This is a genomic window from Blattabacterium sp. (Blatta orientalis) str. Tarazona, assembly GCF_000334405.1.
GTDB lineage: Bacteria > Bacteroidota > Bacteroidia > Flavobacteriales > Blattabacteriaceae > Blattabacterium.
This window is the reverse complement of sequence record NC_020195.1, coordinates 461,685-485,670: the sequence shown is the minus strand read 5'-3', so window position 1 is coordinate 485,670 and position 23,986 is coordinate 461,685. Positions and strand designations below refer to the sequence as shown.

Sequence of the window (23,986 nt, the reverse complement as noted above, 5' to 3'; positions counted from 1 at the left end):
GGACAAAGATCTTCTTTAAAGAAGAAAGATGATATCTAAATTATTCCCTATTTTCAATCAAAAAAAATCTTCTGATAAATTTCATGAGGAGTGCGGGATTTTTGGGATTTATTCTCCTCAAAAAGTTGATACATTTTCTTTAATTCAGTTTGGGTTATTTGCCTTGCAACACAGAGGTCAAGAGGCATGTGGTTTTTCCGTTTTACGAGATGGTTTTATTTTGTCCCATAAAAGTGAAGGTCTTGTTTTAGATTCTTTTCGAAAAATTTCGAATTCTGAATATTTTCATGGAAATGCGGCTATTGGACATACACGTTATTCTACAGAAGGAGGACAGAGCAAAAAAAACATTCAACCCTTTTTTGGAGAAGATTCCTATGGAAAAAGTACTATTTCCATAGTTCATAATGGAAATTTAATAAATGCTCAAAAAATTCGTAAAGATTTAGAATCAAAAGGGGTTACTTTTATATCCGAGTATTCGGATTCAGAAGTGATCTTACGTTTGATACAAAAATATTTGTCGGAATATGATAATAACTTAGAAATAGCTATTCAAAAAACTACTATAGATATTCAAGGAGCTTATTCTGTAATAGTCCTTATGGATAATAAAATAGCGGCATTTAGAGATCCAAATGGAATCCGTCCTTTATGTTATGGAATGCTTAATGAAAAAACTTATATATTCAGTTCTGAAACTTGCGGAATAGATTCTGTAGGAGGGTATTACATAAGAGATTTGTTTCCAGGAGAAATGGCTATTGTCGATAAAAAATCCATTCGATTCTCTCTTTTGAAAAAAGAGAAATATACAAAACGTAGAATTTGTTCCTTTGAGTATATTTATTTTTCACGCCCTGATTCTTTAATTGAGAATATAAATGTTTATGAAATCAGGGAAAAAAGTGGAGAAAAACTTTATGAGCAACATCCAGTAGAAGCAGATGTGGTTATTGGAGTTCCAGATTCTGGAGTTCCAGCATCTATTGGATACTCTAAAGCATCTGGAATCCCTTTCAAACCAATTTTAGTGAAAAATAAATATATTGGTAGATCTTTTATTATCCCCAAACAAGAGATGCGTGAAAAAATGGTAAATCTAAAACTTAATTCTATCTTAAATGAAATCAGAGGGAAACGTATTGTCATTATTGATGATTCCATAGTTCGTGGAACTACTAGTCGCAGATTAGTTTATATTTTAAGAAAAGCAGGAGCTAAAGAAATTCATTTTAGAAGTGCTTCTCCGCCTATTATAGCTCCATGTTATTTAGGAGTAGATACTCCAAGTAGAAAGGATCTCATTTCATATAATATTGATAAAGAGAAAATTGCTAAAATTTTAAATGTAGATAGTTTAGAATTTTTAAGCATGAGAAATTTAATTGATATTCTTGGAGGTAAAAATTACTGTTTCGGGTGTTTTACTGGAAACTATCCTATTCATATAAAGAAAAATGATTGTATATTATAAATTCTTGTAATAAATTCATCATGAAAGAAAGTCATCGGACCATACGTAAAATTTGTCCAATTTTAGAAAAAACTTATACCAAAAAGGTTCTAAGCAACTTGGATTATTTTTCGGCACTATATCAACTATCTTTATGCAGTTACAAAGAACCTGTTTTAGTATCTGGCGCAGATGGAATAGGAACTAAATTACGTTTAGCTATTGATTATAAAAAATATGATCTCATTGGAGCAGATTGTTTTGCTATGTGCGTGAATGATGTCTTATGTCATGGGGCAAAACCTTTGTTTTTTTTAGATTATTTAGCTTGTGGAAAATTGGATTCTAATATTGTAGAAAAAATAATACAGGGAATAGCTGACTCTTGTAAAAAAACTAATACATGTCTTATTGGGGGAGAAACTGCGGAGATGCCTGGAATTTATCAAGAAAAAGACTATGATATAGCTGGATTTTGTGTAGGAATAGTAGATAAGGAAAATATTATAGATGGAAAAAAAACTATACAGGAAGGAGATATTTTAATTGGACTTCCTTCTTCTGGAGTCCACAGCAATGGTTTTTCTTTAATTAGAAAGATTTTTTCTAAAGAAGATTTTTTGATGCATAGAATTAAAGAAAAACCATTTTATGAGATTCTTTTAATTCCAACTAAAATTTATCATGATCCTATTCATCTTTTGCTAAAAGAGTTTTTAATACATGGATTAGCTCATGTGACAGGAGGAGGAATCTCAGATAATTTATTTCGGATCCTTCCAGATAATTTGTCAGCTATAGTTGAAAAGAAAAAAATACCTGTTCAACCCGTTTTTAATCATATTCAGGAAAAAGGTTTTTTATCTGATCAGGAGATGTGGGAGACTTTTAATATGGGAGTAGGAATGATTGTAATAGTATCCGTTAAAGATAAATGCTCTCTCTTACAGAGATTATGTTCTTTAGGAGAAAATCCTTTTGTTTTTGGTCATCTAGTTAAAGGAAATAAAAGAGTATTTTTGAAATAAAAAATATTTTCATACATATGAAAAAACTTGCTTTTTTAGTTTCTGGAAGAGGAACTAATATGCTGCATATTATACAATCTATTTCTAATGGAGAGCTTTCTAATTTTAAAGTAAGTTTAGTAATTTCTGATAGATCTTGTAGAGCTATTCAATATGCCTACAAAGAAAATATTCAAACTTATTCTTTAAGAAGGACTAAGACTCTCTCTAAAGAGATAGACCATCTTATGAGGAAAGATCTTCCAGATTTTATAATTCTTTCTGGTTTTCTTTCTATTCTGGATGCAGAATTTTGTGAAAAATGGGCTGGAAAAATCATTAATATTCATCCTTCTCTTTTGCCTAAATATGGAGGGAAGGGAATGTACGGAATGAGAGTCCATCAAAAAGTTATCAATAATAAAGAAAAGATATCAGGAGCTACAGTTCATTATGTGACAAAAGATATAGATTCAGGAAACATAATTTTAAAAAAATCATGTAAAATTTCTTTCCAAGAGACTCCCATATCTTTATCCAAAAAAATATCTCTCATAGAAAAAGAGATTCTCATTCAATCTTTAAAGAATCTGTAGCCTATTGTTTATTTATTATTGGATAGTATACAAAATTGATTTATTATTATGAAAAGAGCTTTAATTAGTGTTTATGAAAAAAATGAAGAATTATTTGATTTTATCAGTTTTTTAGATAAAAAGGAATATCAAATTATTTCTACGGGAGGGACTTTTCAATATTTAAAAAAACATGGAATATCTAATCTTTTAGAAATATCGGATCTAATCTCCTTTCCAGAGATGTTAGATGGAAGAATAAAAACCATTCATCCTAATATTTATGCAGGAATTTTAGCAAATCGCTCCATGGAAAAACATATGAAATTTATCCGTTTTCACAAAATTTTTCCCATTGATATTGTCTTAGTAAATTTTTATCCATTTTTTGAAAAATTGTATCAAAAATCCTTCACAATCAATAGAAAAAATAATAATAATTCATTAATGGAATTTATAGATATAGGAGGCCCATCTATGCTACGCGCAGCAGCAAAAAATTTTTTTCATGTAACCCCTATTACAGATAAACATGATTACTTTCTAGTAAAAAAGGAAATTGAAAAATATGGATTTCCTTCATTAAAGTTGAGAAAAAAATTAGCTGGAAAAGTTTTTAATCTCACTTCTTCTTATGATTCTGCTATTTCTAAATATCTTCTCACGGAAGAAAATTTCCCCACTTATTTACATTGTTCTTATGAAAAAAAAATGAATCTCCGTTATGGAGAAAATCCCCATCAAAAAGCGGCTTATTATATCAGTACTATTGATCAAGGATCCATGCGGAATTTTCATCAATTACACGGAAAAGAGCTTTCTTTTAATAATTTAAGAGACATGGATATAGCTTGGAAAGTAATCTCTCAATTTTCTGAACCAGCTTGTTGTACCGTGAAGCATTCCACTCCTTGTGGAGTAGCATTAGGAAAAAATATTATGGAGGCTTTTCAAAAAACTTATTCTTCTGATCCTATTTCTTCTTTTGGAGGAATTCTTGCTGTTAATATTCCCATTACGAAAGAATTAGCGAAGAAAATAAACAGTCTTTTTTTAGAAGTAATTTTGTCTCCAAGCTATGAACAAGAGGGATTAAATATTCTAAAAATGAAAAAAAATCTTAGAATAATTAATATACATGAACCTATTTCTGATAGACTAGAATATGTAAAAATAGATGGAGGGATCTTAGTGCAAGAAGCAGATCATCTTTTTTATTCCGATTATAAAATTGTCACTAAAAATAAATTTTCCGATCAGGAAATAAGATCCTTATTTTTTGCTCAAAAAGTAGTAAAATATGTAAAATCTAATGCAATTGTTGTTGCTAGAGGAACACAAACTGTAGGAATTTCTGGAGGTCAAACCAACCGAATTTGGGCAGCTCGTCAAGCGATAGAAAGAGCTTTAGAAAAAACAAAGAAAAAAAAATTTAGTACTCGTTTCTGATGCTTTTTTCCTTTTCGTGATATAGTAGATGAAGCAGCTCGTTCTGGGGTTATAAAAGCTATTCTTCAACCAGGAGGTTCTATACGTGATGAAGAATCTGTAAAAGCTTGTGATGAATATGGAATAGCTATGGCTTTTACGGGAAAAAGACATTTTAAACATTAAAAATTATGAAAATTTTAATTCTTGGAAGTGGGGGTCGTGAACATGCTATTGGTAAAAAAATCTTAAAAGATTTTTCTCCCATGGAAATTTATTTTTATCCTGGAAATGGAGGAACCAGTCAAATAGGAAAAAATATAGAAAATTTTCATTCTACATCAGAGTTATGTTCTTTTGCTAAAAAAAATGCTATCGATATTACTATTGCTGGTTCTGAAACTTTTCTATGGGATGGAATTGTAGACGTATTTCAAAGTGATGGATTGAAAATAATTGGACCGCCTCATTTTTCCGCTAGACTAGAAGGAGATAGGGTTTTTTCTAAATCATTTATGAAAAAATATGGAGTACGTACTCCTAAATACAAAGTTTTTTCTTCTTATCAAGAAGCTATGGATTTTTTAGATAAAACCACTTATTCCGTGGCTATTAAAACTAGAGGATTATCCGAAGGAAAAGGAGTCTTATTAACACATAATAAAACAGAAGCGGAAAAAGCTTTGAATTCTATTTTGATAGAGAAGAAATTTGGAAAGTCTGGAAATCAAGTTATCATAGAAGAACTTCTACAAGGAAAAGAATCCTCTATATTGTCCATATTTAATGGAAAAGATATTATTCCTTTTTTATCCGTTAAAGATTACAAAAAAATTGGAGAAAAAGAAACAGGAAAGAATACAGGAGGAATGGGGAGTATTGCTCCTAATCCATATATGACAAGTGATGTTTGGATAGATTTCAAAGAAAATATATTAAAACCAACTTTAGAAGGTTTATTTTTAGAAAAATTAATTTTTTTTGGATTTATTTATTTTGGATTAATGATCAATTCAAATAGGGTATACTTATTAGAATATAATACTCGTCTGGGTGATCCTGAAACTCAAACTTTATTTCCATTAATGAATAGTAATTTTATTCACATAATCCAATCTATTCTCCTTCAGAAAGACATATCCATTTCTTGGAAAAAATTATGTTCTTGTTGTGTCGTTTTATCTTCAAAAGGTTATCCGGAAAAATTCCAATATGGAAAAGTTATAGAGGGGTTAAACTCTTTAAAAGAACCTTTTTATATCGCTGGAGCTGAAAAAGAAAAAGAAAAATGGATCACTTCAAAAGGACGTGTTTTAAATGTGGTAGGACTAGGATTTTCCATGGAAGAAGCTAGAAAAAATGCTTATAATAAAGTAAAAAAAGTTCATTTTGAAAACTTATATTTTAGAAAAGACATCGGTTTATAGTTTATTTTCTTTCTTTTTCATAAGAAAAAAATTCTAATGAAAAAAGACTTTATTTTAATATTAGATTTTGGTTCCCAATATAGCCATATGATGGCAAGGAGAATTCGGGAAATAGGGGTTTATGCTATTTTGTGTCCCTATGATATTTCTATTCAGAATATCGTATCGAAAAAACCAAAAGGAATTCTTTTATCAGGAAGCCCTTTTTCTATTTATGACGAAAAACCTCCATTAATATCTAGAAGATTATTTCAATTAAATATTCCTGTACTTGGAATTTGTTATGGAATGCAACTTATTTCTTTTCTTTTTGGAGGAAAAATAGAAAAATCAAAGTATAAAGAGTATGGAAAAACAAATTTTATCATAGATTTTCCTAAAAATAAATTATTTCATGGAATCCCTAAAAAATCATTTGTTTGGATGAGTCATTTTGATGAAGTGAAAAATCTTCCAAAAGAATTAAAAGTAATCGGACATACCCACTCTTGTGCTATTGCAGCTTTCATTCACAAGAATAAAGATATTTATGCTATACAATTTCATCCAGAAGTGAATCATACAGAATTTGGAGTCCATATCTTGAAAAATTTTATTCTTCATATATGCAAATGTCATCCAAATTGGGAACTAAATAATTTTGTACAAAAAACTGTAGAAAAGATAAAAAAACGTGTGTCTAGTAAAAAAGTTATACTAGGTTTTTCAGGTGGAGTAGATTCCTTTGTAGCCGCTTATATAATTCATCAAGCTATTGGAGATTCTTTACATTGTATTTTTGTGGATACGGGATTTCTTCTGGAAAAAGAAAAAGAAAAAATATCCCATATATGTAAAGAAATGAATTTTTCTATTAAAATAATAGATGCAAGAGAACGTTTTTTATCTAGTTTAACTGGAGTTATTGATCCTGAAATGAAAAGAAAAATTATAGGAAAAGAATTTATTTCTATATTTCAACAAGAATCAGAAAAAATTGAAAATGTAGAATTTTTGGCACAAGGAACTATTTATTCAGATGTGATAGAGTCTTCTATATTTCACAAAAATTTTTCTATTAAATCTCATCACAATGTAGGAGGATTACCTCATTTCATGAAGTTGAAGCTACTTGAACCTTTAAAAGAATTATTTAAAGATGAAGTCAGAAATCTAGGAAAAGAATTAGGAATTCCAAAAGAAATTTTATATCGTCATCCATTTCCTGGTCCTGGATTAAGCATTCGTATTCTTGGAGAAGTAAATAAGAAAAAAGTCTCTATCCTTCAAGAAGCAGAAAGTATTCTTTTACAAGAATTAAAAAATTCTGATCTTTATGAATCCGTAAGCCAAGCTTTTATGGTATTATTACCGGTAAAATCTGTAGGTGTTATGGGAGATAAAAGAACCTATGAATATGCAGCTGTTTTACGTGTGACAAAAACGGAAGATTTTATGACCGCTACATTTTCCCATTTACCTCACGATTTTTTAGAAAAAATTTCCAATAGAATTATTAATGAAGTAGATGGAATCAACCGTTTAGTATATGACATTACTTCTAAACCTCCAGCAACTATTGAATGGGAATAAACGGTTTTTTATATCATCATAGAAACAAGATTATATATATTTTTTTTTAATTCAGTCCTAGAAGAAATTATATCTATAAACCCATGTTCCAAGAGAAATTCTGCAGTTTGAAATCCTTCTGGAAGATCTTTTCCTATAGTTTCCTTAATAACTCTAGGACCAGCAAATCCAATTAAAGCTCCTGGTTCCGCTATGTTTATATCTCCAAGTAAGGCATAAGAAGCTGTAACCCCTCCTGTAGTTGGATCTGTAAGAACAGAAATGTAAGGAATTTTTGAATCTCGCAATTGGGTTAATCTAGCTATCGTCTTAGCCATTTGCATTAATGAAAAGGAAGATTCCATGATTCTTGCTCCTCCGGATTTGGATATCAATACATATGGAATTTTTTTTTCAATACAATATTTGATAGCTCTCGAGATTTTTTCTCCCACTACTGACCCCATAGATCCTCCTATAAAGGAAAAATCCATACAGGAAATTACTATATCCAATTCTTCCATTTTTCCCACTCCCGTTCTAATAGCATCATATAAATTTGTTTTTTTTCTTGCTTCTTTAACTCTATCTGTATATTTTTTGCAATCTATCCATTTTATAGGATCTTGACTTATCATTTTAACATTCATTTCTGAAAAATTCCCCTTATCAAAAAGAATCTCAAAATATTCTTTACTGTGAATTCTTACATGATATCCATCCTCCGGACTCACATAGGCATTTTTTTTTAGTTCATCTGTATCTATGATTTTTCCGCTAGGAGTCCTATACCAAAGACCTTTCGGCAAATATTTTCTATCCTTTATAGAAGTAATAATATTTTTTTTCTTTCTTAAAAACCAAGCCATGGTTTTATAAAGTGTTAATATTATTCATTAATTCAAAATATTTTTTTAGAGAGATCTTAAAATATTTTTCTCCTTCCCTAAGCCATATTCTAGGATCATAATATTTTTTATTTGGAATATTTTTTCCTTGTGGGTTTCCTATTTGTTTCTCTAAATATTTCTTATTTTTATTCATATAATTTCTGACCCCACAAGTAAAGGCATATTGTAAATCTGTGTCTACATTCATTTTTATCACTCCATAACTAATAGATTCTTGAATTTCTTTTATAGAAGATCCTGAACCTCCATGAAAAACCATAAAAACTGGTTTTTCTCTAGTATGAAATTTTTTTTGTATATACTCCTGAGTTTCTTTTAATATAACCGGACGTAGGACAACATTCCCAGGTTTATATACTCCATGAACATTTCCAAAGGAAGCAGCTATCATAAATTTTTTACTGATTTTCATCAATCTTTCATAGGCATAAGCTACTTCTTTAGGATGAGTATAAAGTTTATCCTTTTCTATATTAGAATGATCTACTCCATCCTCTTCTCCACCTGTTACTCCAAGCTCTATTTCAATAGTCATCTGAATTTTATTCATTCTTTCAAAGTATTTTTCACAAATTCCGATGTTTTCTTCTAAAGATTCTTGAGAAAGATCTAACATATGTGAACTAAATAACGTTTTTCCGAAATGTTTGTAATTTTCTTCATTAGCTTTTAGTAATCCGTCTATCCATGGAAGGTTTTTTTTAGAACAATGATCTGTATGAAGAATCACCGTAGCTTTATAAGCTTCGGCTAATTCATGAATATGTTTAGCGCTAGCTATAGCTCCTTTGATAGCGGCTTTTTGTCCTTCATTGCTTAATCCTTTTCCTGCATTAAAAATTGCGCCTCCATTGGACAATTGAATGATTACAGGAGAATTAACTTCTCCGGCCGTTTCCATTACAGAATTCATGGTATTAGATCCAATAACATTTACAGAAGGTATAGCAAAAATGTTTTCTCTAGCATATTCGAAGATTTCTTCGACAAGGCTACCAGTAGCTACCCCATAAGGAAATTTTTTAGACATGTGTTTTTTTAATTTAATTTATAAGGATGAACAAATGTAAAAAAAGAATTTTTTTTTAAAAGGATAAAGGAGAATGAATTCCAAAATTCATCAATGGTTCTTGAATTTTCAGATGAGAAATGATCCATTTTTTTCCCTTTTTTTTGATATGGGTCATAAAACTTATATGCAAAATCTATACGAAAGATAAAAAATTTAAGATCATATCGAAAACCTATTCCTCCCCCTAATGTTAATTCTTTGTAAAAAGAATTCCATTTTAAATTTCTTATTTCTTTTGTATTTTTTTTTTTTTTTATTCTAAAAACCAGATATTTCCTAAATCTAAAAAGATAACTGTCATCAGTTTAGAAAGTATTTCATATCTGTATTCGTGGACTAATAGAATTTTATTCTGAGAGAGAAATGTATTTTCAAAAAAAGCTTTTTTCTTCTCTGGTTGAATAATCTTCGTATAAAAAGAGTCCCATGTACGAAATTCTTCAGATCCTCTAAGGAAATAACTTTTTTCAAATGGAAGTTTTTCATAAGTAAAAATTATCCCAAAAAAGAACTTGGAGACTAAGGTGTGATATTTTTCTAAAAAACAAAATCTTTTAAAAGATAAATCATATTTAAAAAAAGAATAAGAAGGAATATTATTCCATTTTTTTTTGAGGAAAGATGTTTTCCGAAATAAAGGGGATAAAATATTTCCAGAAATCTCTATATTTTCACGTAATACAAACGGATTTCTTTTTCTCTTATCAAGAGTTTGATTCATTTCATAATTATAAATAATAGAATTTATGAAATAATCTTCCAAAAGAAGATTTTCTCTCTTCATTTTCATATATTCTTCGAATGTTTTTTTTATTTTTTTCGTTCGTATAGGATTTCTTTGATCGAAAAAAAAATTACTGATTTTTATCTTCTTTATCATTTTTGCAATGAATAATCTCTTTCTCAGGAAAAATTTTATTTTTTTTTCACAAAAAAAATTTTTAATATCCTCCTTATGAGAATTTTCTTCCTGTTCTAGATTTTTAACCAATTGAAAATTGATGATTTTTATTTTATGTTTTCTATAGGAATTATTCTTCCATTCATAATTCAATAAATTTGAAAAAAGCATTCTTCTTACACCCATATTTTTTTGACTATTTATTTGAAAAATAATGGAAGTAGGAAGTCTATACAAGGTTTTTTTTTGTTCTATATCTATAAAAGAGGATGGATAAATTAATTTTCCTTGTAAGGAAAATTTATACATATTCAAAAATTCTTTTTTCGAAGAAAAAAAATTTCCTTTTATGGACAACATTAAATTAGCCCCATTTTTAAGGAGGTTTCTACTTAATAAAGTTACTCCTGGATGTATTCCAATATCCATTTTTTTGGATATAGAATTTTCTATGTGAAATTTCAATTCATGATCTTTTAGAGTACTTAAAAAAATTTCTACATTTAAAAGAGAATTTCTATTATGATCTTTTTTTTCTTCTATCTTAAATTGATCAATATTAAAATTATGCAAAGAATAAATATTCTGTTGAGTACTCAAAATATCCTTTTTTTTATATAAAGATCCAGGTGTTATAGTCAAAATATCCGTGATCATTTTTGGATTAAATTTTTTACTTTTTGGAATATAAAATTTATATCCATTGTAAAAAATGGAATGATTTTCTTCTTGATTAATTCTTATCACGATTTCATTGAAAAAATATTTTCTATGTTTATTCGTAGAGGGATGAACCTTATTTACTTCCATATATAAATTTATTTTTTGATTTCCTATAGAAGGATCTATACGAGATTTAATATCGGATATATCAAAATTATAATAACCATGATCTTCATACATGTTTTTCATTCTTTCTATTTCCAATATCAGATTTGTTTCATCGTATTGTTCCCCTTCTTTAATCAAACTGGAATTAAGGTTATTTAGATATATATTTTTTAACTCTTTTTCTGGAAAATTATAAATAATGGAATTTATGAAATAAGGATTTCCAGTATAGATATTATAAATGATTTTTCCTTTCTTTTCATTTTCTCTCAACAAAGAAAAATCTGTATGGACATCCAAATAACCTTTGGAATAAAAATGAGAATTCAAATTCTGAATAGAATCTTTTGTTAGATTATTATCTATAATTATGGGTTTTTCTCCATTTTTAAAAAGAAACCAATTCCAAGAAATTTTTTTTTTAGAATACTTATTTCTTGGAATACGTTTTAATAAATGATTTAGCACTTTTTTATTCCTATGCTCTTTGGGAATAGAAAAAAAGGAAGAAAAAACCTCTTCTAAATCAGGATGAGAAAAATTATACATCATCAATTTTACAGGAAAAAAATTTAGCATTTTTTTATTCGGTTTTTGTTTCACATAGTTTTCCAAATTAGAAAAATGAACCTTTTTTCCGTTTATTATGAAAACATTTTTTGTAAGTAAATATTTTTCTTTAGGGACCTTTTTTGTCAAATGGCAGGACATAAAAAAGAAGAATAAGTAAAAAAAATATCTTTTCAAAATTTAACGATTTTAATTTTATCTTTAGAAAGATCATTCAAAAATTTATTATGCTGGTTCCATCCACATTAAAAATATACAACGCTTCAGCAGGTTCTGGAAAAACTTTCTTTCTAGTAAAAAATTACCTATATCTTCTATTAAAAAGCCCTCATCCTGAAGAATTTAAACGTATTTTGGCTATAACTTTTACCAATAAAGCTTCTGAAGAAATAAAAAAAAGAATATTACAATGTATAAAAGAATTTTCTAATCAAAAAATTAGAAATGAATATCATTTTTTGTTCGATCATCTTACAAAAAATTTGAAATTAACAAAAGATCAACTCTTCGAACGTTCTAAAAATATTTTATATGCAATTTTGGATGATTTTTCTTCTTTTTCTATAAGCACTATAGACAAATTTACTTATCGTACCATTCGATCCTTTCTTTACAAGAAGAATATAAATTTAGAAATGGATACAAAAAAATTTTTATGGGAGCTTGTCGATAAGCTATTAACTAATTCAGAGAAATGGTCGCATCTTTTGGTACAATTTTCTTTGGAAAAATTAAAAGAAGGAAAAAATTGGGACATCAGCAAAGAAATATTTAAAATAGCCCTCCTTATAGTAGAAGAGAATAGTTTTTTTCCTATGAAAAAAATTAAAATGCAATCTTTTGATAATTGGATCATCTTAAAGAATACTTTGTTAAATAGAACTCAAGAATTTGAAAAAATGTGTCAAAAACAAGGCGATAAATTTTTTGAATTTTTAAAAAAAAATTCTATTCAAAAACATTCCTTCCTTTATTTAGACTTACCAAAACTTTTTCAAAAACTTCGTATGGGAGATATTTTCCTAAATCCTTTCATTAATAATAAACGTCTTGAAAAAAATATTCAAATAGAGGCATTCTACAAAAAAAACACAGATGTCAATCAAAAAAATCTAATAGAAAAGAATAAAGAGGAAATACTTTTTTATATAAAAAAACTAAATTTCTATATAAAAAAAGTAATCTCCTCTTATCTATTAGATAAATTTTTTTTAAAAAACTTGAGTCTTTTATCTATAATACATGAAATAGAAAAAGAATACAAATCCTTAAAAAAGGAGAAAAAAATTCTTTTAAATGCTGAATTAAATCAAATTCTTTATGAAAGAATTCTTCAAGATCCCTTTCCACACATTTATGAAAAAAAGGGAATCCAATATAAACATTATTTGATAGATGAATTTCAAGATATTTCCATTCTACAATGGGAAAATCTTAGAATTTTAGTTGAAAATGCTTTATCGGAAAATGGTTCAGCTATGATAGTAGGAGATCCTAAACAATCTATATATGGTTGGAGAGGTGGAGATGCAAAGACATTTCTTCATCTTATTCATTATTCCTCTAAACATTACCATAAAGAAGTAGTCTCCATAGAGACTAACTTTCGTAGTTTTGAAGAAATTGTAAAATTTAATAATTCCCTTTATCAATCAGCATCTAAATTTTTTCATGATCCCATCTACCAAGATATATATAAAAAATCTAAACAAAAAATATTTAAAAAACCTAGGAGGATATGTAGAATTAAATTTCTTTTGCATAGAAAAAAAAATTATCAACAATATGTTTATAATCAAATAAAAGAAAAAATTCAAAAATTATTTATACAGAAGTATAAATTATCGGATATAGCTATTTTGGTTAGAAGTAACGAAGAAGGGAGTTTTTTGTCTGAAAAACTTACGGTAGATGGATTTATTGTAAATACTTCCGTTTCTCTTCTCATAAAAAATCATTTAGAAATAGAAATCATTATACAGTTTTTTTATGTTATTTTCAAACCTTATTGTTCCCAAAAGAGAGCTACTTTAATTTTATTGCTATTGAAAAATAAATTAATTCGCACTCAAAAAAAAGATCATGATTTTCTAATAGAAACTGTTTTTTTACCATTAAATCTTTTCCTAAAGAGATTAGATTTCAATAATTTATTAGATAATCCATCTCTATACAATAGAGCAGAAGATATAATTTCTGGATTTGGATTATTAAATCAATACAATACTGCTTCTATCTATTCTTTTTTAGATTTTGTTCATAGATCTATGAAAATTGTAGGAAATTCTATTGGAGATTTTTTAGAATATTGGGAATCCAAAAAAGAAAAAGAAAGTATCACTTTTTCTGAAAAAATAGATGCCATTCGTATTATGACTATTCACAAGTCTAAAGGTCTGCAATTTCCTGTAGTTATTCTCCCTTTTGCAGATTGGAATGCAGTTTCAAAAAGAAAGGAAGGAGCCTGGATAGATATCAGTCCTCATTTATATCATGGATTAGAGACTTTATACTTAGATATAGAACCGTATTTAAAAAAACATATAGAGGATTCTTCTCTCATAAAAATTTATGAGGATTATCTCTCCAAAACAAGATTTGATAATCTTAATTTATTATATGTAGCTACCACCCGTCCGGTGGAACACCTTATCATTTTTTCTAGACATGGAAATGATAAGTCGGTTTCATTTTACCTTAAAAATTTTCTTCATGAAAAAAAATTATGGAATGAAAACATATTTCAGTATTCTTTTGGAATAGAATGAGATTTTTTTATTTTACATGTTTTTCCGCATGATAAGAAGAACGAACTAATGGTCCACTTTCTACATATTTAAATCCCATTTTTAATCCAATTTCTTTCAATTCTTGAAATTTATCCGGATCAACAAAAAAACGAACTGGAAAGTGTTTTAAAGAAGGTTGCAAATATTGTCCGATAGTTAGGATATCTACTTGAGAATTTTTTATATCTCTCAGAGTTTCTAAAATTTCTTCTTCTTTTTCTCCAAGACCCAACATGATTCCCGTTTTTGTACGAATATTTTTATTTTTTTCCTTAATATACTGTAGAACTTCAAGACTTCGATCGTATTTAGCTTGAACACGAATTTCTTTTGTTAATCTAGGAACGGTTTCTAAGTTATGAGAAATAACTTCCGGATGGGTATCTATAATTTTATTTATTATTTTTTTATTTCCTTTAAAATCAGGAATTAAAGTTTCTATAGTTATATCTGGATTCATATATCTGGTCATTTGTATAGTTTTTATCCATATAGAAGAACCCATATCCTTTAAATCATCTCTATTGACAGAAGTAAGAACAGCATGTTTAATTTCCAATATTTTAATAGATCTAGCTACTTTTTCTGGTTCTTTCCAATCGACCTTTTCAGGACGTCCTGTTTTTACTCCACAAAACTTACAAGATCTTGTACAAATATTTCCCAATATCATGAAAGTAGCTACTCCTTTCCCCCAACATTCTCCTATATTAGGACAACTTCCACTTTGACATATTGTATTTAGTTTATGTAAAGAAACTAATTTTTGCAATTTCTTATAATTTTTTCCTATTGGAATTCTCACTCTTATCCAATTAGGTTTTTTTTTAATTAAGTTCATGATAGTTTTTTAAGGATTCTATTTTTTAATTAAAAAAAAAAATGTAATTTCGTACACTTCTTCTCCTATTGTTTACTCCAAAGATAATAAAATCAATTTTTTTTATAAATTTGTTTTTTTTGGTATTTTTTTGTATGGAAGTCTTAGTAAGAGATATTGCTAAAAAATTGGAAGATTTAGCTCCTGTAGAATATGCAGAATCCTATGATAATATAGGATTAATGGTTGGATCATATGATCAAAAAGTAAAAAAAATATTGATTACTTTGGATCTTACGGAAGAAGTTTTTTCAGAATCTTTAAAGAAAAAATGTAATCTTATAATCTCCTTTCATCCTATTATTTTTAAACCCATAAGAAGTTTAACTGGAAATTCTTATTCAGAAAGAGTTTTAATTTCTGCATTAAAAAATGATGTATCTATTTATGTGATTCATACCAATTTAGATTTGATCTGGAAGGGAACTCATTCTTATATATCTAAACTTTTACAATTAACTAGAGAAAAAGTCCTTTTTCCAAAGAAAGGATCTATAAAAAAATTAACGACCTATGTCCCAATTAATTATTGTGAAAAAGTAAGAAATTCTTTATTTGAGGCTGGGGCTGGAAACATTTCAAATTATAGTCATTGTAGTTATAATTTTGAGGGATTAGGAAGTTTTATGGGAAATGAAAAAACTCAACCTTTTTTCGGAAAAAAAGAATGTTTTCATATGGAAAAAGAAACTTGTATTAATGTCGTTTTTCCATCTCATAAATTGAATATAATTAAAGATGCACTTTTTAAAAGTCATCCTTATGAAGAAGTCGCTTACGAGATTTATAATATTGAAAATATAAATCCCTATCTAGGAATAGGAATAATAGGATATTTTCTAGAAGAGATAAATGAATCTGATTTTCTTTCTTCTTTAAAAAAGAAGATGAATTTATCCTGTATTAGACATTCTCCACTAACAGGAAAAAAATTACGAAAAGTTACGATGATAGCAGGTTCAGGTAGTTTTGGAATTGAAAAGGCTATAAAGGAAAAATCCGATGTTTTCATCTCCTCAGATTTCAAATATCATGATTTTTTCAAATCTGAAAAAAAAATTTTGATTGTAGATATAGGGCATTATGAATTGGAAAAAAGTACTAAAAATTTATTAAAATCTTTTTTAGATAAAAATTTTATTCATCTACCTATTTATGAATCAGAAATTCATACAAATCCAGTTCAATATTTTTATTGAAAAATATTATGGGAAATAAAATACAAGAAGTGGGAACCGTAGTAGATAAATTACGGGTGTTATATAATCTTCAATTAATAGATTCTCGTATAGATGAAATACAAAATTTCCGTAGAAATATCCCTATAGAACTTAGAAGTTTGGAAGAAAATCTAGACAAAATGAAAAAAAAATTAGAGTTTCTTCAGGAAGAGATTCTTTCTTTTAAACAGAATCTTGATAAAAGGAATAAAGAGATTAAATCTTCAGAGATTTTGATAAAAAAATACGAAAAACAAAAGGATAATGTGAGAAATAACAAAGAATTATATTCTCTTGATAAAGAAATTGATTATCAAAAATTAGAAATTCAATTATCTAAAAAAAGAATTCAAGAAATTAATCTGAACATTCAGAAAAATAAAGAAATATTAGAAAAAAAAGAAGAAGTTTTTAAACATAAAAAAGAACATCTTTTTCATAAAAAAAAAGAATTAAATCAGATTCTTTTAGAGAATGAGAAAGAGGAAAAAATTTTACTAGAAAAATCTAATTTTTTTTCTAAAAAAGTAGATAATAATTTATTAAAAACTTATAAAAAAATAAGGAATGGAGTGAAAAATGGAGTAGCTGTAGCTCCAGTACAAAGAGGAGCTCCATTAGGTTCTTATCTTTCCATTACTCCTCAGAAATATTCAGAACTTATACAACGTAAGAAACTTTTAATAGATGAACATAGTGGGAGAATATTAATAGATGCGGAATTAGCTGAAGAAGAGAAGAAAAATCTTTTGTTTTTTGTTCAAAAAAAAGAAAAATAACTTTATAATAGAAAATAATTATGGTACGTACTTATTCTTCTGATAAAATTAAAATAAAAATAAAAAATTTTGAATTATTAGAAACGGTTTCAGGAAAGAATAAATTTCTTAAAGATTTTTTTTCCGATAAGGCTACTGTGATTATGTTTATTTGCAATCATTGTCCATATGTGAAACACATTAATACAGAATTGGTACGTTTAGCTAATGATTATCTACATAAAGGAGTTTCCTTTTTAGCAATCAATTCTAATGATATAGAAAAATATCCAGAAGATTCTCCGGAAAATATGCAAAAAATATCTTATCAATTAGGTTATCCTTTTCCTTATTTTTTTGATGAAAAACAAGAAGTAGCTAAGTATTATGGAGCTAAATGCACTCCAGAATTTTTTCTATTTAACGGTGTAGGAGACTTATGTTATCATGGACAATTAGATGATTCTAGACCAGGAAATGGAATCCCCGTTACAGGATACGATGTAAGAAAAGTATTAGAAGGCCTTTTAAAAGGAATAGAAACATCTCTAACTACAAAACCTAGTTATGGATGTAATATCAAATGGAAAATATAAGATTTTTATGATAATTAGGAATAATACTTAAAAAATAATCGATAGATTCTGAAAGACTTTTTTCTAAAAGTCCTCCTGCCGCATTTTTATGTCCACCTCCTCCAAAATGTTTTCTAGAAAAAATATTAACATCGAAATCTCCTCTGGAACGAAAAGAAATTCTAATAGGAGATTTTTCTTTTTCCTCAAAAAATAAAACGGAAAAAACTATGTTTTTTATGCATAACCCATAGCTAATGATTCCCTCTGTATCCCCTTGTTTATATGGATAAGAATTTATATCAGAAGCCTTAATACTTGTATAAGCCGTCCGATATTTTTCTATCACTTTCAATTTTTTCAAGGCTTTAGACAAAAGTTTTAATTTATTTTCGCTATATCTTTCCTGTAAATGATTATATATTTTTTCAATATCAATTCCCTTTTCTATTAATTTACCCGCAATAAAATGAGTTTCTGATGTTACAGAAGGAAAACGAAAAAAACCAGTGTCCGTCATCAATCCAACATATAAACATGTAGCTATATTTTTATCAATTTTATCCAAATTTTTCATATTAGATATCAATCTAAATACTAAAATGCTGGTAGCAGCAACCGTAGGATCTGAAAACATAAAATCAAAATAAAAAGGAGATGGATGATGATCTATTAATATTTTTTTTGCTTTAGAAGCTGTAAAAAATTTCTGCAAGATCTTTATCCTTGATAAATTATTGAAATCTATAAAAAAAAATATAATCGGAATCTTCAATCTTTTTTTTACAAAAAATTGAGTTTCCTCAGAGAAAATAAGAATCTCCTCACTTCCAGGAAGCCATTTAAAAAATTCAGAATATTCTGTAGGAGATATTAAATCTACATCATGTTTAAGTTTTCTAAAATAAAATAAAAGAGCTAAAGAGGAACCTAAAGCATCTCCATCTGGATGAGTATGTGGAACTAATACTATTTTTTTTTTCTCATTTCCGTTAATGATAGAAAATAACATATAATTCATTATTTTTTTTTCAATCCTAATTCTTCTCCTTTTTTTAACATAAGAAAATAAGCAGAATGAAATTCATTGGATATTCTTCCTTCCAAAATAGATTCCTTAATAAAATTTTTTATGACTCCTATTTTTTTACATGGATTAATATGAAAAGTATTCATTATATCGTTTCCTGATATAGGAGATTTCAAGTTTTGAATCCGATCTCTTTCTTCCAGTTTTTTAATCCTTTCTAGGAGAAGAAATAAGTTATTTGCATATCGATTTTTTTTTTCTATATTTTTCGTAGTAATATCCGCTATACATAGTTTGATTATATCTTCGATATCTTTTCCCATATCAAATAAAAATCTACGGATGGCGGAATCACTAGTGTTCCCTTCTATTAACGCAACAGGTTTATAACTATGTTGTATCATTTTTTTTACATATCTCATAGGTTCTCCTTTTGGCAATTTCAAACGTTGAAATATTTTTGGAACCATTTTAGATCCTACTAATTCATGTGCATGAAAAGACCAACCTATTTTTGGTAAAAATTTTTTAGTATAAGCTTTCCCTATATCATGAAGCAAAGCTACCCATCTTAACCAAATAGAATTGCTTTCTTCTTGACTAATATTATCTACTACTTGCAAAGTATGATAAAAATTATCTTTATGCTTATATCCATTTTTTTCTTCTATTCCTTGCAATAAAGTTAATTCCGGTAATATAATTGATAATAATCCAGATTCATACAATAAAAATAATCCTATAGAAGGTTTTTTAGATAAAAGAATCTTATTGAATTCTTCTATAATTCTTTCCATAGAAACAATATTTATTCTGTTTCTATTTCTTTGAATAGATTGAAATGAAGATTTGTCAATAAAAAATTGAAGTTGAGTAGCAAATCGGATTGCTCGCATCATTCGCAATGGATCGTCAGAATAAGTAACATCTGAATTTAATGGAGTTCTTAATGTTTTTTTTTCTAAATCTGATAAACCTCCAAATGGATCGATTAATTCTCCGTAATTTCTCTCGTTCAAACTAATGGCTAAAGCATTAATTGTAAAATCTCTCCTCTTTTGATCATCTTGCAATGACCCTATCTCTATGATCGGTTTTCTACTGTATAAATGATATGATTCCTTTCTAGATCCTACGAATTCTATTTTGTGATTTTTATACTCTAGCATAGCAGTCCCAAAACGTTTAAATATATTTATTCTAGGAGTGGGGTTAATGTGTTTAGAGACTTCTTTGGCTAATCTAATCCCTTCTCCTATAGTTAGAATATCTAAATCTTTATAGATTCTTTTACCAAGTAAAAAATCCCTAACATAACCTCCTACTACATAACAATCTTGTTGTATTTTTTTAGCAGAAAGACTAATAATACGAAATATATTTCTATGAATAGCAGAAAATAACTTCATGGAAGTTTACATGCGTAATATTTTTACTTTATTTGAAACAATTTTTAGTATAGAGGAACTACTATAACTAGATATCTCTTTTCTACGGAAGTTTACCGCATAATCGATTTTCTTTAAAATAGAAGGACTGATTTCACAAAAGGATTTAGGAGTAGGAAATCCTGATAAATTAGCAGAAGTAGATATAATGGGTCTATCTAAATTTTTAATTAAACGAGAACAAAAAGGATCCATCGTTAAACGTATAGCTAAAGTATTATCTTTAGCTTGGAGATTTAATTTATAAATTATTTTCCTAGGATTGTCGTATACTATAGTGATAGGTTTTTTTCTATGATTTTCTTGAAGTATTTTTTTTACGAAAAAAGGAATCTCTTCTACTAATTCGTATAAACGATCCATGCTTTCTACTAAAAGAATCATAGTTTTCGAAAAACTTCTATTCTTTATTTTATATATTTTTTCTATAGCTTTTATATTAAAAGCATCACAACCTAATCCCCATACAGTATCTGTAGGATATAATAAGCTTTTTCCTTTTTTTAATATTTTTACACTTTTTTCTATTTCTTCGTAATAAAAAGACATGAAATTTACAAAACAATGTTATGAGTTCTCAAGGCTTCATTTAAAGATGTTTTTTTATTTGTGCTATCTTTTCTTTTCCCTATAATAAGAGCACATGGAACCTGATAGATTCCTGAAGGAAATTTTTTTGGAAAAGACCCAGGAATGACTACAGAAGATTTAGGAATGAGACCTTTTCTCTCCACAGATTTCTCTTTTGTAACATCAAATATTTTAGTAGAAGCGGTTAAAACTACATTAGCTCCTAACACAGCTTCTCTCTCTATAAGAACTCCTTCGACTAAAATACATCTAGATCCAATAAAAACATCGTCTTCAATAATCACTGGAGAAGCTTGTATAGGTTCTAAAACTCCTCCGATTCCAACTCCACCACTTATATGCACTCCACTTCCAATTTGAGCACAACTACCTACTGTAGCCCAAGTATCTACCATAGTTTTTTCTCCTATATAAGCTCCTATATTCACGTAAGAGGGCATAAGAATCACTCCAGGAGAAATATAAGACCCATAACGTGCTACAGCAGGGGGGACGACACGAATCCCTTTCTCTTTAAATTTATTCTTGATCGGAATTTTATCATAAAATTCTAATGGACCTAATTCGATCAAATTCATCTTTCTAATGGAAAAATACATAATTATAGCCTTTTTTATCCATTCATTTACCCTCCATTTTCCATTTAAAAACTCTGAAACCCTTATGGATCCTTTTTCTAAAAGATCTATAACGCGAATCACGAATTCCTTTATAGGACGACTACTACTGTCTGTAGACCGTTCTTCTCTATTTTTCCAAGCTCTTTCTATATCTAATTTAAGCTGATCTATTTTCATGAGATTAGAAACAAAAATATTTCAAAAACAAAATTAGTAAAAATAAAATAAGATAACAAGTATATATTTGTTATATTTTTATAAAAATGACAAGAATATTGGGAATAGATTACGGAAAAGTAATAACAGGTTTATCTATAACAGATTCTTTACAAAAATTTGCATTTGGACTAAATGCCATTCCAACTAAAAATTTAATGAGTTTTTTAGCCATTCTTATAGCTAAAAAACCTATAAAAAAAATTGTTATAGGATTACCTAAAACCTTAAACAACAAAAATGCTTTAATAGAAAAATCTATTCAGAATTTTATTTCTAAATTTCAGAAAAAAAATCCTAAAATTAGAATAGAACGAATAGATGAACGTTTTACATCTAAAATTGCTTTTTCTACTATGATAGAATTAGGTTTAGAAAAAAAAAAAAGAAGACAAAAAGGACTTATCAACAAAATAAGTGCAACAATCATTTTACAATCTTATCTTACAAAAAAAGAAAAAAAAATTAATCTATGATATTACCTATAGTCGTTTATGGAAATCCTATTCTAAGAAAGAAATGCATAGATATAGACATTTACTCTTGTAGAAAAAAAATACAGGAATTAGTCAAAGATATGTTCGAAACTATACACAAAGTGAAAGGAATTGGATTGGCTGCTCCTCAAATTGGGAAGAATATACGACTTTTTATAGTAGAAACTCCCTATTTATTAGAAAATGGAAAAGATATAGATAATTATAAAGAAGTTTTTATTAACGCTAGAATATTAAAAATCCATGGAAAAGAATATGAATTTAATGAAGGTTGTCTTAGTCTTCCTGGGATCATGGGAGATGTCAAAAGAAAATCTTACGTATCAATAGAATACTATGATCATAATTGGAAAAAAAAGAAAGAAACTCTAAAAGGAATATGTGCTCGAGTGATTCAACATGAGTATGATCATATGGAAGGAAAACTTTTTATAGATTATTTCTCTTCTAGAAAGAAAAAACTCATAGAAAAAAATTAAAGACCCTTTTGGATAGAAATAAAAACCCTAAGAAATGATATATTCTACTATTTTTTTAAAAGTATCCGGATCATTCATAGAAAAATCGGAAAGAAATTTTCTGTTAATTTTAATGTTTTTATCAGATAGTTTCTTCATAAATACAGAATAAGACATTCCATATATACGAGATCCAGCGTTTATACGTTGAATCCAAAGAGATTTGAAATCTCTTTTCTTTTTTTTTCTTCCTGAAAAAGCATAGCTAAAAGATTTCTCTACAGCGTTTTTAGCCACGGTATAAACCTTACTTCTTGCTCCATAAAATCCTTTTGCATATTTAAGTATTTTTTTACGTTTTCGTCTAGAGGAAACCGCATTTGTAGATCTTGGCATAACTTTTTAAGTTAGAATTGTTTTTTTATATTCTTTTTATCTGAACTTTTCAATAAAGAAAATTTAGAAAGACGACGTTTTCTTTTTTTCGATTTTTTAGTTAAAAGATGATTTTTAAATGCTTGTTTTTTTTTTATACGGCCATTAGCTGTTTTTTTAAATCTTTTTTTTGATCCTGATTTTGTTTTCAACTTAGGCATAATACTAAAACTTCTTTGGAGCTAAGATCATATACATTCTTTTTCCTTCCATAACGGGCATTTGTTCCACTCTTCCATATTCTTCAATTTCTTCTGCAAATTTTAACAATTTTATTTTTCCTTGATCTTTATATACTATTGAACGACCTTTAAAAAAAACAAAAACTTTCACTTTATCCCCACGCATTAAAAATTTTTCCGCACTCTTTATTTTTACTTTTCCATCATGATCCCCTATTTGTGGACCAAATCGAATTTCTTTAGTATTTACTTTAATTTGTTTTGCTTTAAATTGCTTCTTTTTTTTCTTCTGTTCATACAGAAATTTTTTATAATCCAGTATTTTGCATACTGGAGGATACACTTTAGGATTAATTTCTACTAAATCTAATTCCTTATCTCTAGCAAATTGAAGAGCTTCCTGGATAGAATAAATCCTGTTTTCTACTATATTCCCCACTAAACGCACCTGATCAGAATTAATATAGGCATTAATGCGATGTCCCTCTTTTTTTTCGGTAACGGACGATATATTCTCTTTTTTTATGCCCCCTGGAAAATTTCTTTTTTATGATAATT

22 protein-coding genes and 1 pseudogene are annotated in these 23,986 nt (G+C 27.7%); 12 read left to right on the top strand and 11 right to left on the bottom strand.

Annotated features, from left to right (window positions below):
- Positions 1 to 28 precede the first annotated feature (28 nt).
- The 6 genes and pseudogenes from purF (at position 29) to guaA (ending at position 7,465) form a co-directional block, all read left to right on the top strand.
- On the top strand, positions 29 to 1,477 hold the full coding sequence (gene purF, locus BLBBOR_RS02405) for an amidophosphoribosyltransferase (protein ID WP_015370847.1): 1,449 nt from the start codon (positions 29 to 31) through the stop codon (positions 1,475 to 1,477).
- Between the two features lie 20 nt (positions 1,478 to 1,497).
- Positions 1,498 to 2,484 carry a phosphoribosylformylglycinamidine cyclo-ligase gene (purM, locus tag BLBBOR_RS02400; protein WP_015370846.1) on the top strand — a complete coding sequence of 329 codons (987 nt, stop codon included), beginning with the start codon at positions 1,498 to 1,500 and terminating at the stop codon, positions 2,482 to 2,484.
- Between the two features lie 17 nt (positions 2,485 to 2,501).
- Positions 2,502 to 3,059, top strand: a complete 558-nt coding sequence (locus BLBBOR_RS02395; RefSeq protein WP_015370845.1) for a formyltransferase family protein — start codon at positions 2,502 to 2,504, stop codon at positions 3,057 to 3,059.
- 48 nt (positions 3,060 to 3,107) lie between these two features.
- Positions 3,108 to 4,652: pseudogene (purH, locus tag BLBBOR_RS02390) on the top strand (bifunctional phosphoribosylaminoimidazolecarboxamide formyltransferase/IMP cyclohydrolase).
- 5 nt (positions 4,653 to 4,657) lie between these two features.
- Positions 4,658 to 5,893, top strand: a complete 1,236-nt coding sequence (gene purD / locus BLBBOR_RS02385; protein WP_015370843.1) for a phosphoribosylamine--glycine ligase — start codon at positions 4,658 to 4,660, stop codon at positions 5,891 to 5,893.
- Positions 5,894 to 5,929: 36 nt separating this feature from the next.
- Positions 5,930 to 7,465, top strand: coding sequence for a glutamine-hydrolyzing GMP synthase (gene guaA, locus BLBBOR_RS02380; RefSeq protein ID WP_015370842.1), 1,536 nt, complete (start codon positions 5,930 to 5,932; stop codon positions 7,463 to 7,465).
- A gap of 8 nt (positions 7,466 to 7,473) precedes the next feature.
- Here the strand turns inward: guaA and accD are convergent, their stop codons facing one another.
- The 3 genes from accD to BLBBOR_RS02365 form a co-directional block, all read right to left on the bottom strand.
- Complete coding sequence (accD, locus tag BLBBOR_RS02375) at positions 7,474 to 8,313, bottom strand: acetyl-CoA carboxylase, carboxyltransferase subunit beta (RefSeq protein WP_015370841.1); 840 nt, start codon at positions 8,311 to 8,313, stop codon at positions 7,474 to 7,476.
- A 4-nt stretch (positions 8,314 to 8,317) separates the two neighbouring features.
- The gene (gene fbaA / locus BLBBOR_RS02370) at positions 8,318 to 9,385 is read right to left on the bottom strand and encodes a class II fructose-bisphosphate aldolase (protein ID WP_015370840.1); all 1,068 of its coding nucleotides are present in this window, start codon (positions 9,383 to 9,385) and stop codon (positions 8,318 to 8,320) included.
- A 295-nt stretch (positions 9,386 to 9,680) separates the two neighbouring features.
- Complete coding sequence (locus BLBBOR_RS02365; RefSeq protein WP_015370839.1) at positions 9,681 to 11,870, bottom strand: POTRA domain-containing protein; 2,190 nt, start codon at positions 11,868 to 11,870, stop codon at positions 9,681 to 9,683.
- Positions 11,871 to 11,956: 86 nt separating this feature from the next.
- Here BLBBOR_RS02365 and BLBBOR_RS02360 point away from each other — a divergent pair, with 86 nt between their 5' ends.
- A complete protein-coding gene (locus BLBBOR_RS02360; RefSeq protein ID WP_015370838.1) occupies positions 11,957 to 14,497 on the top strand; it encodes an exodeoxyribonuclease V subunit beta in 2,541 nt (846 codons plus the stop codon).
- Positions 14,498 to 14,504: 7 nt separating this feature from the next.
- Here the strand turns inward: BLBBOR_RS02360 and lipA are convergent, their stop codons facing one another.
- Complete coding sequence (lipA, locus tag BLBBOR_RS02355; RefSeq protein WP_015370837.1) at positions 14,505 to 15,359, bottom strand: lipoyl synthase; 855 nt, start codon at positions 15,357 to 15,359, stop codon at positions 14,505 to 14,507.
- Between the two features lie 134 nt (positions 15,360 to 15,493).
- Here lipA and BLBBOR_RS02350 point away from each other — a divergent pair, with 134 nt between their 5' ends.
- The 3 genes from BLBBOR_RS02350 to BLBBOR_RS02340 are packed head-to-tail and all read left to right on the top strand — an operon-like array spanning position 15,494 to position 17,972.
- Positions 15,494 to 16,597, top strand: coding sequence for a Nif3-like dinuclear metal center hexameric protein (locus BLBBOR_RS02350; RefSeq protein ID WP_015370836.1), 1,104 nt, complete (start codon positions 15,494 to 15,496; stop codon positions 16,595 to 16,597).
- An 8-nt stretch (positions 16,598 to 16,605) separates the two neighbouring features.
- Complete coding sequence (locus tag BLBBOR_RS02345; protein WP_015370835.1) at positions 16,606 to 17,397, top strand: zinc ribbon domain-containing protein; 792 nt, start codon at positions 16,606 to 16,608, stop codon at positions 17,395 to 17,397.
- A gap of 20 nt (positions 17,398 to 17,417) precedes the next feature.
- Positions 17,418 to 17,972, top strand: a complete 555-nt coding sequence (locus BLBBOR_RS02340; protein ID WP_015370834.1) for a thioredoxin family protein — start codon at positions 17,418 to 17,420, stop codon at positions 17,970 to 17,972.
- On the opposite strand, the gene BLBBOR_RS02335 is transcribed toward BLBBOR_RS02340, so the two are convergent.
- Genes BLBBOR_RS02335 through BLBBOR_RS02320 form a run of 4 tightly spaced genes read right to left on the bottom strand, consistent with a single transcriptional unit; the run spans position 17,956 to position 21,817 of the window.
- Entirely contained in the window at positions 17,956 to 18,963 is a 1,008-nt protein-coding gene (locus tag BLBBOR_RS02335; RefSeq protein ID WP_015370833.1) for a bifunctional oligoribonuclease/PAP phosphatase NrnA, read from the bottom strand. The genes BLBBOR_RS02340 and BLBBOR_RS02335 overlap by 17 nt on opposite strands.
- Positions 18,964 to 18,971: 8 nt before the next feature.
- Complete coding sequence (locus tag BLBBOR_RS02330) at positions 18,972 to 20,390, bottom strand: CCA tRNA nucleotidyltransferase (protein WP_015370832.1); 1,419 nt, start codon at positions 20,388 to 20,390, stop codon at positions 18,972 to 18,974.
- A gap of 6 nt (positions 20,391 to 20,396) precedes the next feature.
- On the bottom strand, positions 20,397 to 20,978 hold the full coding sequence (locus BLBBOR_RS02325) for an L-threonylcarbamoyladenylate synthase (protein WP_015370831.1): 582 nt from the start codon (positions 20,976 to 20,978) through the stop codon (positions 20,397 to 20,399).
- 5 nt (positions 20,979 to 20,983) lie between these two features.
- On the bottom strand, positions 20,984 to 21,817 hold the full coding sequence (locus BLBBOR_RS02320; RefSeq protein WP_015370830.1) for a 2,3,4,5-tetrahydropyridine-2,6-dicarboxylate N-succinyltransferase: 834 nt from the start codon (positions 21,815 to 21,817) through the stop codon (positions 20,984 to 20,986).
- Between the two features lie 86 nt (positions 21,818 to 21,903).
- On the opposite strand from BLBBOR_RS02320, the gene ruvX reads away from it, so the two are divergent.
- Together ruvX and def are read left to right on the top strand one after the other, a co-directional pair.
- Positions 21,904 to 22,332: a Holliday junction resolvase RuvX gene (gene ruvX / locus BLBBOR_RS02315; protein ID WP_015370829.1), complete on the top strand. Its 429-nt coding sequence runs from the start codon at positions 21,904 to 21,906 to the stop codon at positions 22,330 to 22,332.
- A complete protein-coding gene (gene def, locus BLBBOR_RS02310; protein WP_015370828.1) occupies positions 22,329 to 22,832 on the top strand; it encodes a peptide deformylase in 504 nt (167 codons plus the stop codon). Before ruvX ends, def begins: the two co-directional genes overlap by 4 nt.
- Before the next feature lie 27 nt (positions 22,833 to 22,859).
- Here the strand turns inward: def and rplT are convergent, their stop codons facing one another.
- The 3 genes from rplT to infC are packed head-to-tail and all read right to left on the bottom strand — an operon-like array spanning position 22,860 to position 23,876.
- Positions 22,860 to 23,207, bottom strand: coding sequence for a 50S ribosomal protein L20 (rplT, locus tag BLBBOR_RS02305; protein WP_015370827.1), 348 nt, complete (start codon positions 23,205 to 23,207; stop codon positions 22,860 to 22,862).
- 11 nt (positions 23,208 to 23,218) lie between these two features.
- A complete protein-coding gene (gene rpmI, locus BLBBOR_RS02300; protein WP_015370826.1) occupies positions 23,219 to 23,407 on the bottom strand; it encodes a 50S ribosomal protein L35 in 189 nt (62 codons plus the stop codon).
- Positions 23,408 to 23,411: 4 nt separating this feature from the next.
- Entirely contained in the window at positions 23,412 to 23,876 is a 465-nt protein-coding gene (gene infC / locus BLBBOR_RS02295) for a translation initiation factor IF-3 (protein WP_015370825.1), read from the bottom strand.
- Positions 23,877 to 23,986 lie beyond the last annotated feature (110 nt).

What these genes read in the sequence shown, in the direction of transcription:
- purM (WP_015370846.1), top strand. Translation starts at nt 1,498, where the DNA reads ATGAAAGAAAGTCATCGGACCATACGTAAAATTTGTCCAATTTTAGAA.
- BLBBOR_RS02365 (WP_015370839.1), bottom strand. Translation starts at nt 11,870, where the DNA reads ATGTCCTGCCATTTGACAAAAAAGGTCCCTAAAGAAAAATATTTACTT.
- BLBBOR_RS02345 (WP_015370835.1), top strand. Translation starts at nt 16,606, where the DNA reads ATGGGAAATAAAATACAAGAAGTGGGAACCGTAGTAGATAAATTACGG.
- lipA (WP_015370837.1), bottom strand. Translation starts at nt 15,359, where the DNA reads ATGAACTTAATTAAAAAAAAACCTAATTGGATAAGAGTGAGAATTCCA.
- BLBBOR_RS02325 (WP_015370831.1), bottom strand. Translation starts at nt 20,978, where the DNA reads ATGTCTTTTTATTACGAAGAAATAGAAAAAAGTGTAAAAATATTAAAA.
- purF (WP_015370847.1), top strand. Translation starts at nt 29, where the DNA reads ATGATATCTAAATTATTCCCTATTTTCAATCAAAAAAAATCTTCTGAT.
- BLBBOR_RS02350 (WP_015370836.1), top strand. Translation starts at nt 15,494, where the DNA reads ATGGAAGTCTTAGTAAGAGATATTGCTAAAAAATTGGAAGATTTAGCT.
- rplT (WP_015370827.1), bottom strand. Translation starts at nt 23,207, where the DNA reads ATGCCAAGATCTACAAATGCGGTTTCCTCTAGACGAAAACGTAAAAAA.
- ruvX (WP_015370829.1), top strand. Translation starts at nt 21,904, where the DNA reads ATGACAAGAATATTGGGAATAGATTACGGAAAAGTAATAACAGGTTTA.
- BLBBOR_RS02360 (WP_015370838.1), top strand. Translation starts at nt 11,957, where the DNA reads ATGCTGGTTCCATCCACATTAAAAATATACAACGCTTCAGCAGGTTCT.
- purD (WP_015370843.1), top strand. Translation starts at nt 4,658, where the DNA reads ATGAAAATTTTAATTCTTGGAAGTGGGGGTCGTGAACATGCTATTGGT.
- BLBBOR_RS02330 (WP_015370832.1), bottom strand. Translation starts at nt 20,390, where the DNA reads ATGAAGTTATTTTCTGCTATTCATAGAAATATATTTCGTATTATTAGT.
- def (WP_015370828.1), top strand. Translation starts at nt 22,329, where the DNA reads ATGATATTACCTATAGTCGTTTATGGAAATCCTATTCTAAGAAAGAAA.
- BLBBOR_RS02395 (WP_015370845.1), top strand. Translation starts at nt 2,502, where the DNA reads ATGAAAAAACTTGCTTTTTTAGTTTCTGGAAGAGGAACTAATATGCTG.
- fbaA (WP_015370840.1), bottom strand. Translation starts at nt 9,385, where the DNA reads ATGTCTAAAAAATTTCCTTATGGGGTAGCTACTGGTAGCCTTGTCGAA.
- BLBBOR_RS02340 (WP_015370834.1), top strand. Translation starts at nt 17,418, where the DNA reads ATGGTACGTACTTATTCTTCTGATAAAATTAAAATAAAAATAAAAAAT.
- guaA (WP_015370842.1), top strand. Translation starts at nt 5,930, where the DNA reads ATGAAAAAAGACTTTATTTTAATATTAGATTTTGGTTCCCAATATAGC.
- BLBBOR_RS02335 (WP_015370833.1), bottom strand. Translation starts at nt 18,963, where the DNA reads ATGTTATTTTCTATCATTAACGGAAATGAGAAAAAAAAAATAGTATTA.
- accD (WP_015370841.1), bottom strand. Translation starts at nt 8,313, where the DNA reads ATGGCTTGGTTTTTAAGAAAGAAAAAAAATATTATTACTTCTATAAAG.
- rpmI (WP_015370826.1), bottom strand. Translation starts at nt 23,407, where the DNA reads ATGCCTAAGTTGAAAACAAAATCAGGATCAAAAAAAAGATTTAAAAAA.
- BLBBOR_RS02320 (WP_015370830.1), bottom strand. Translation starts at nt 21,817, where the DNA reads ATGAAAATAGATCAGCTTAAATTAGATATAGAAAGAGCTTGGAAAAAT.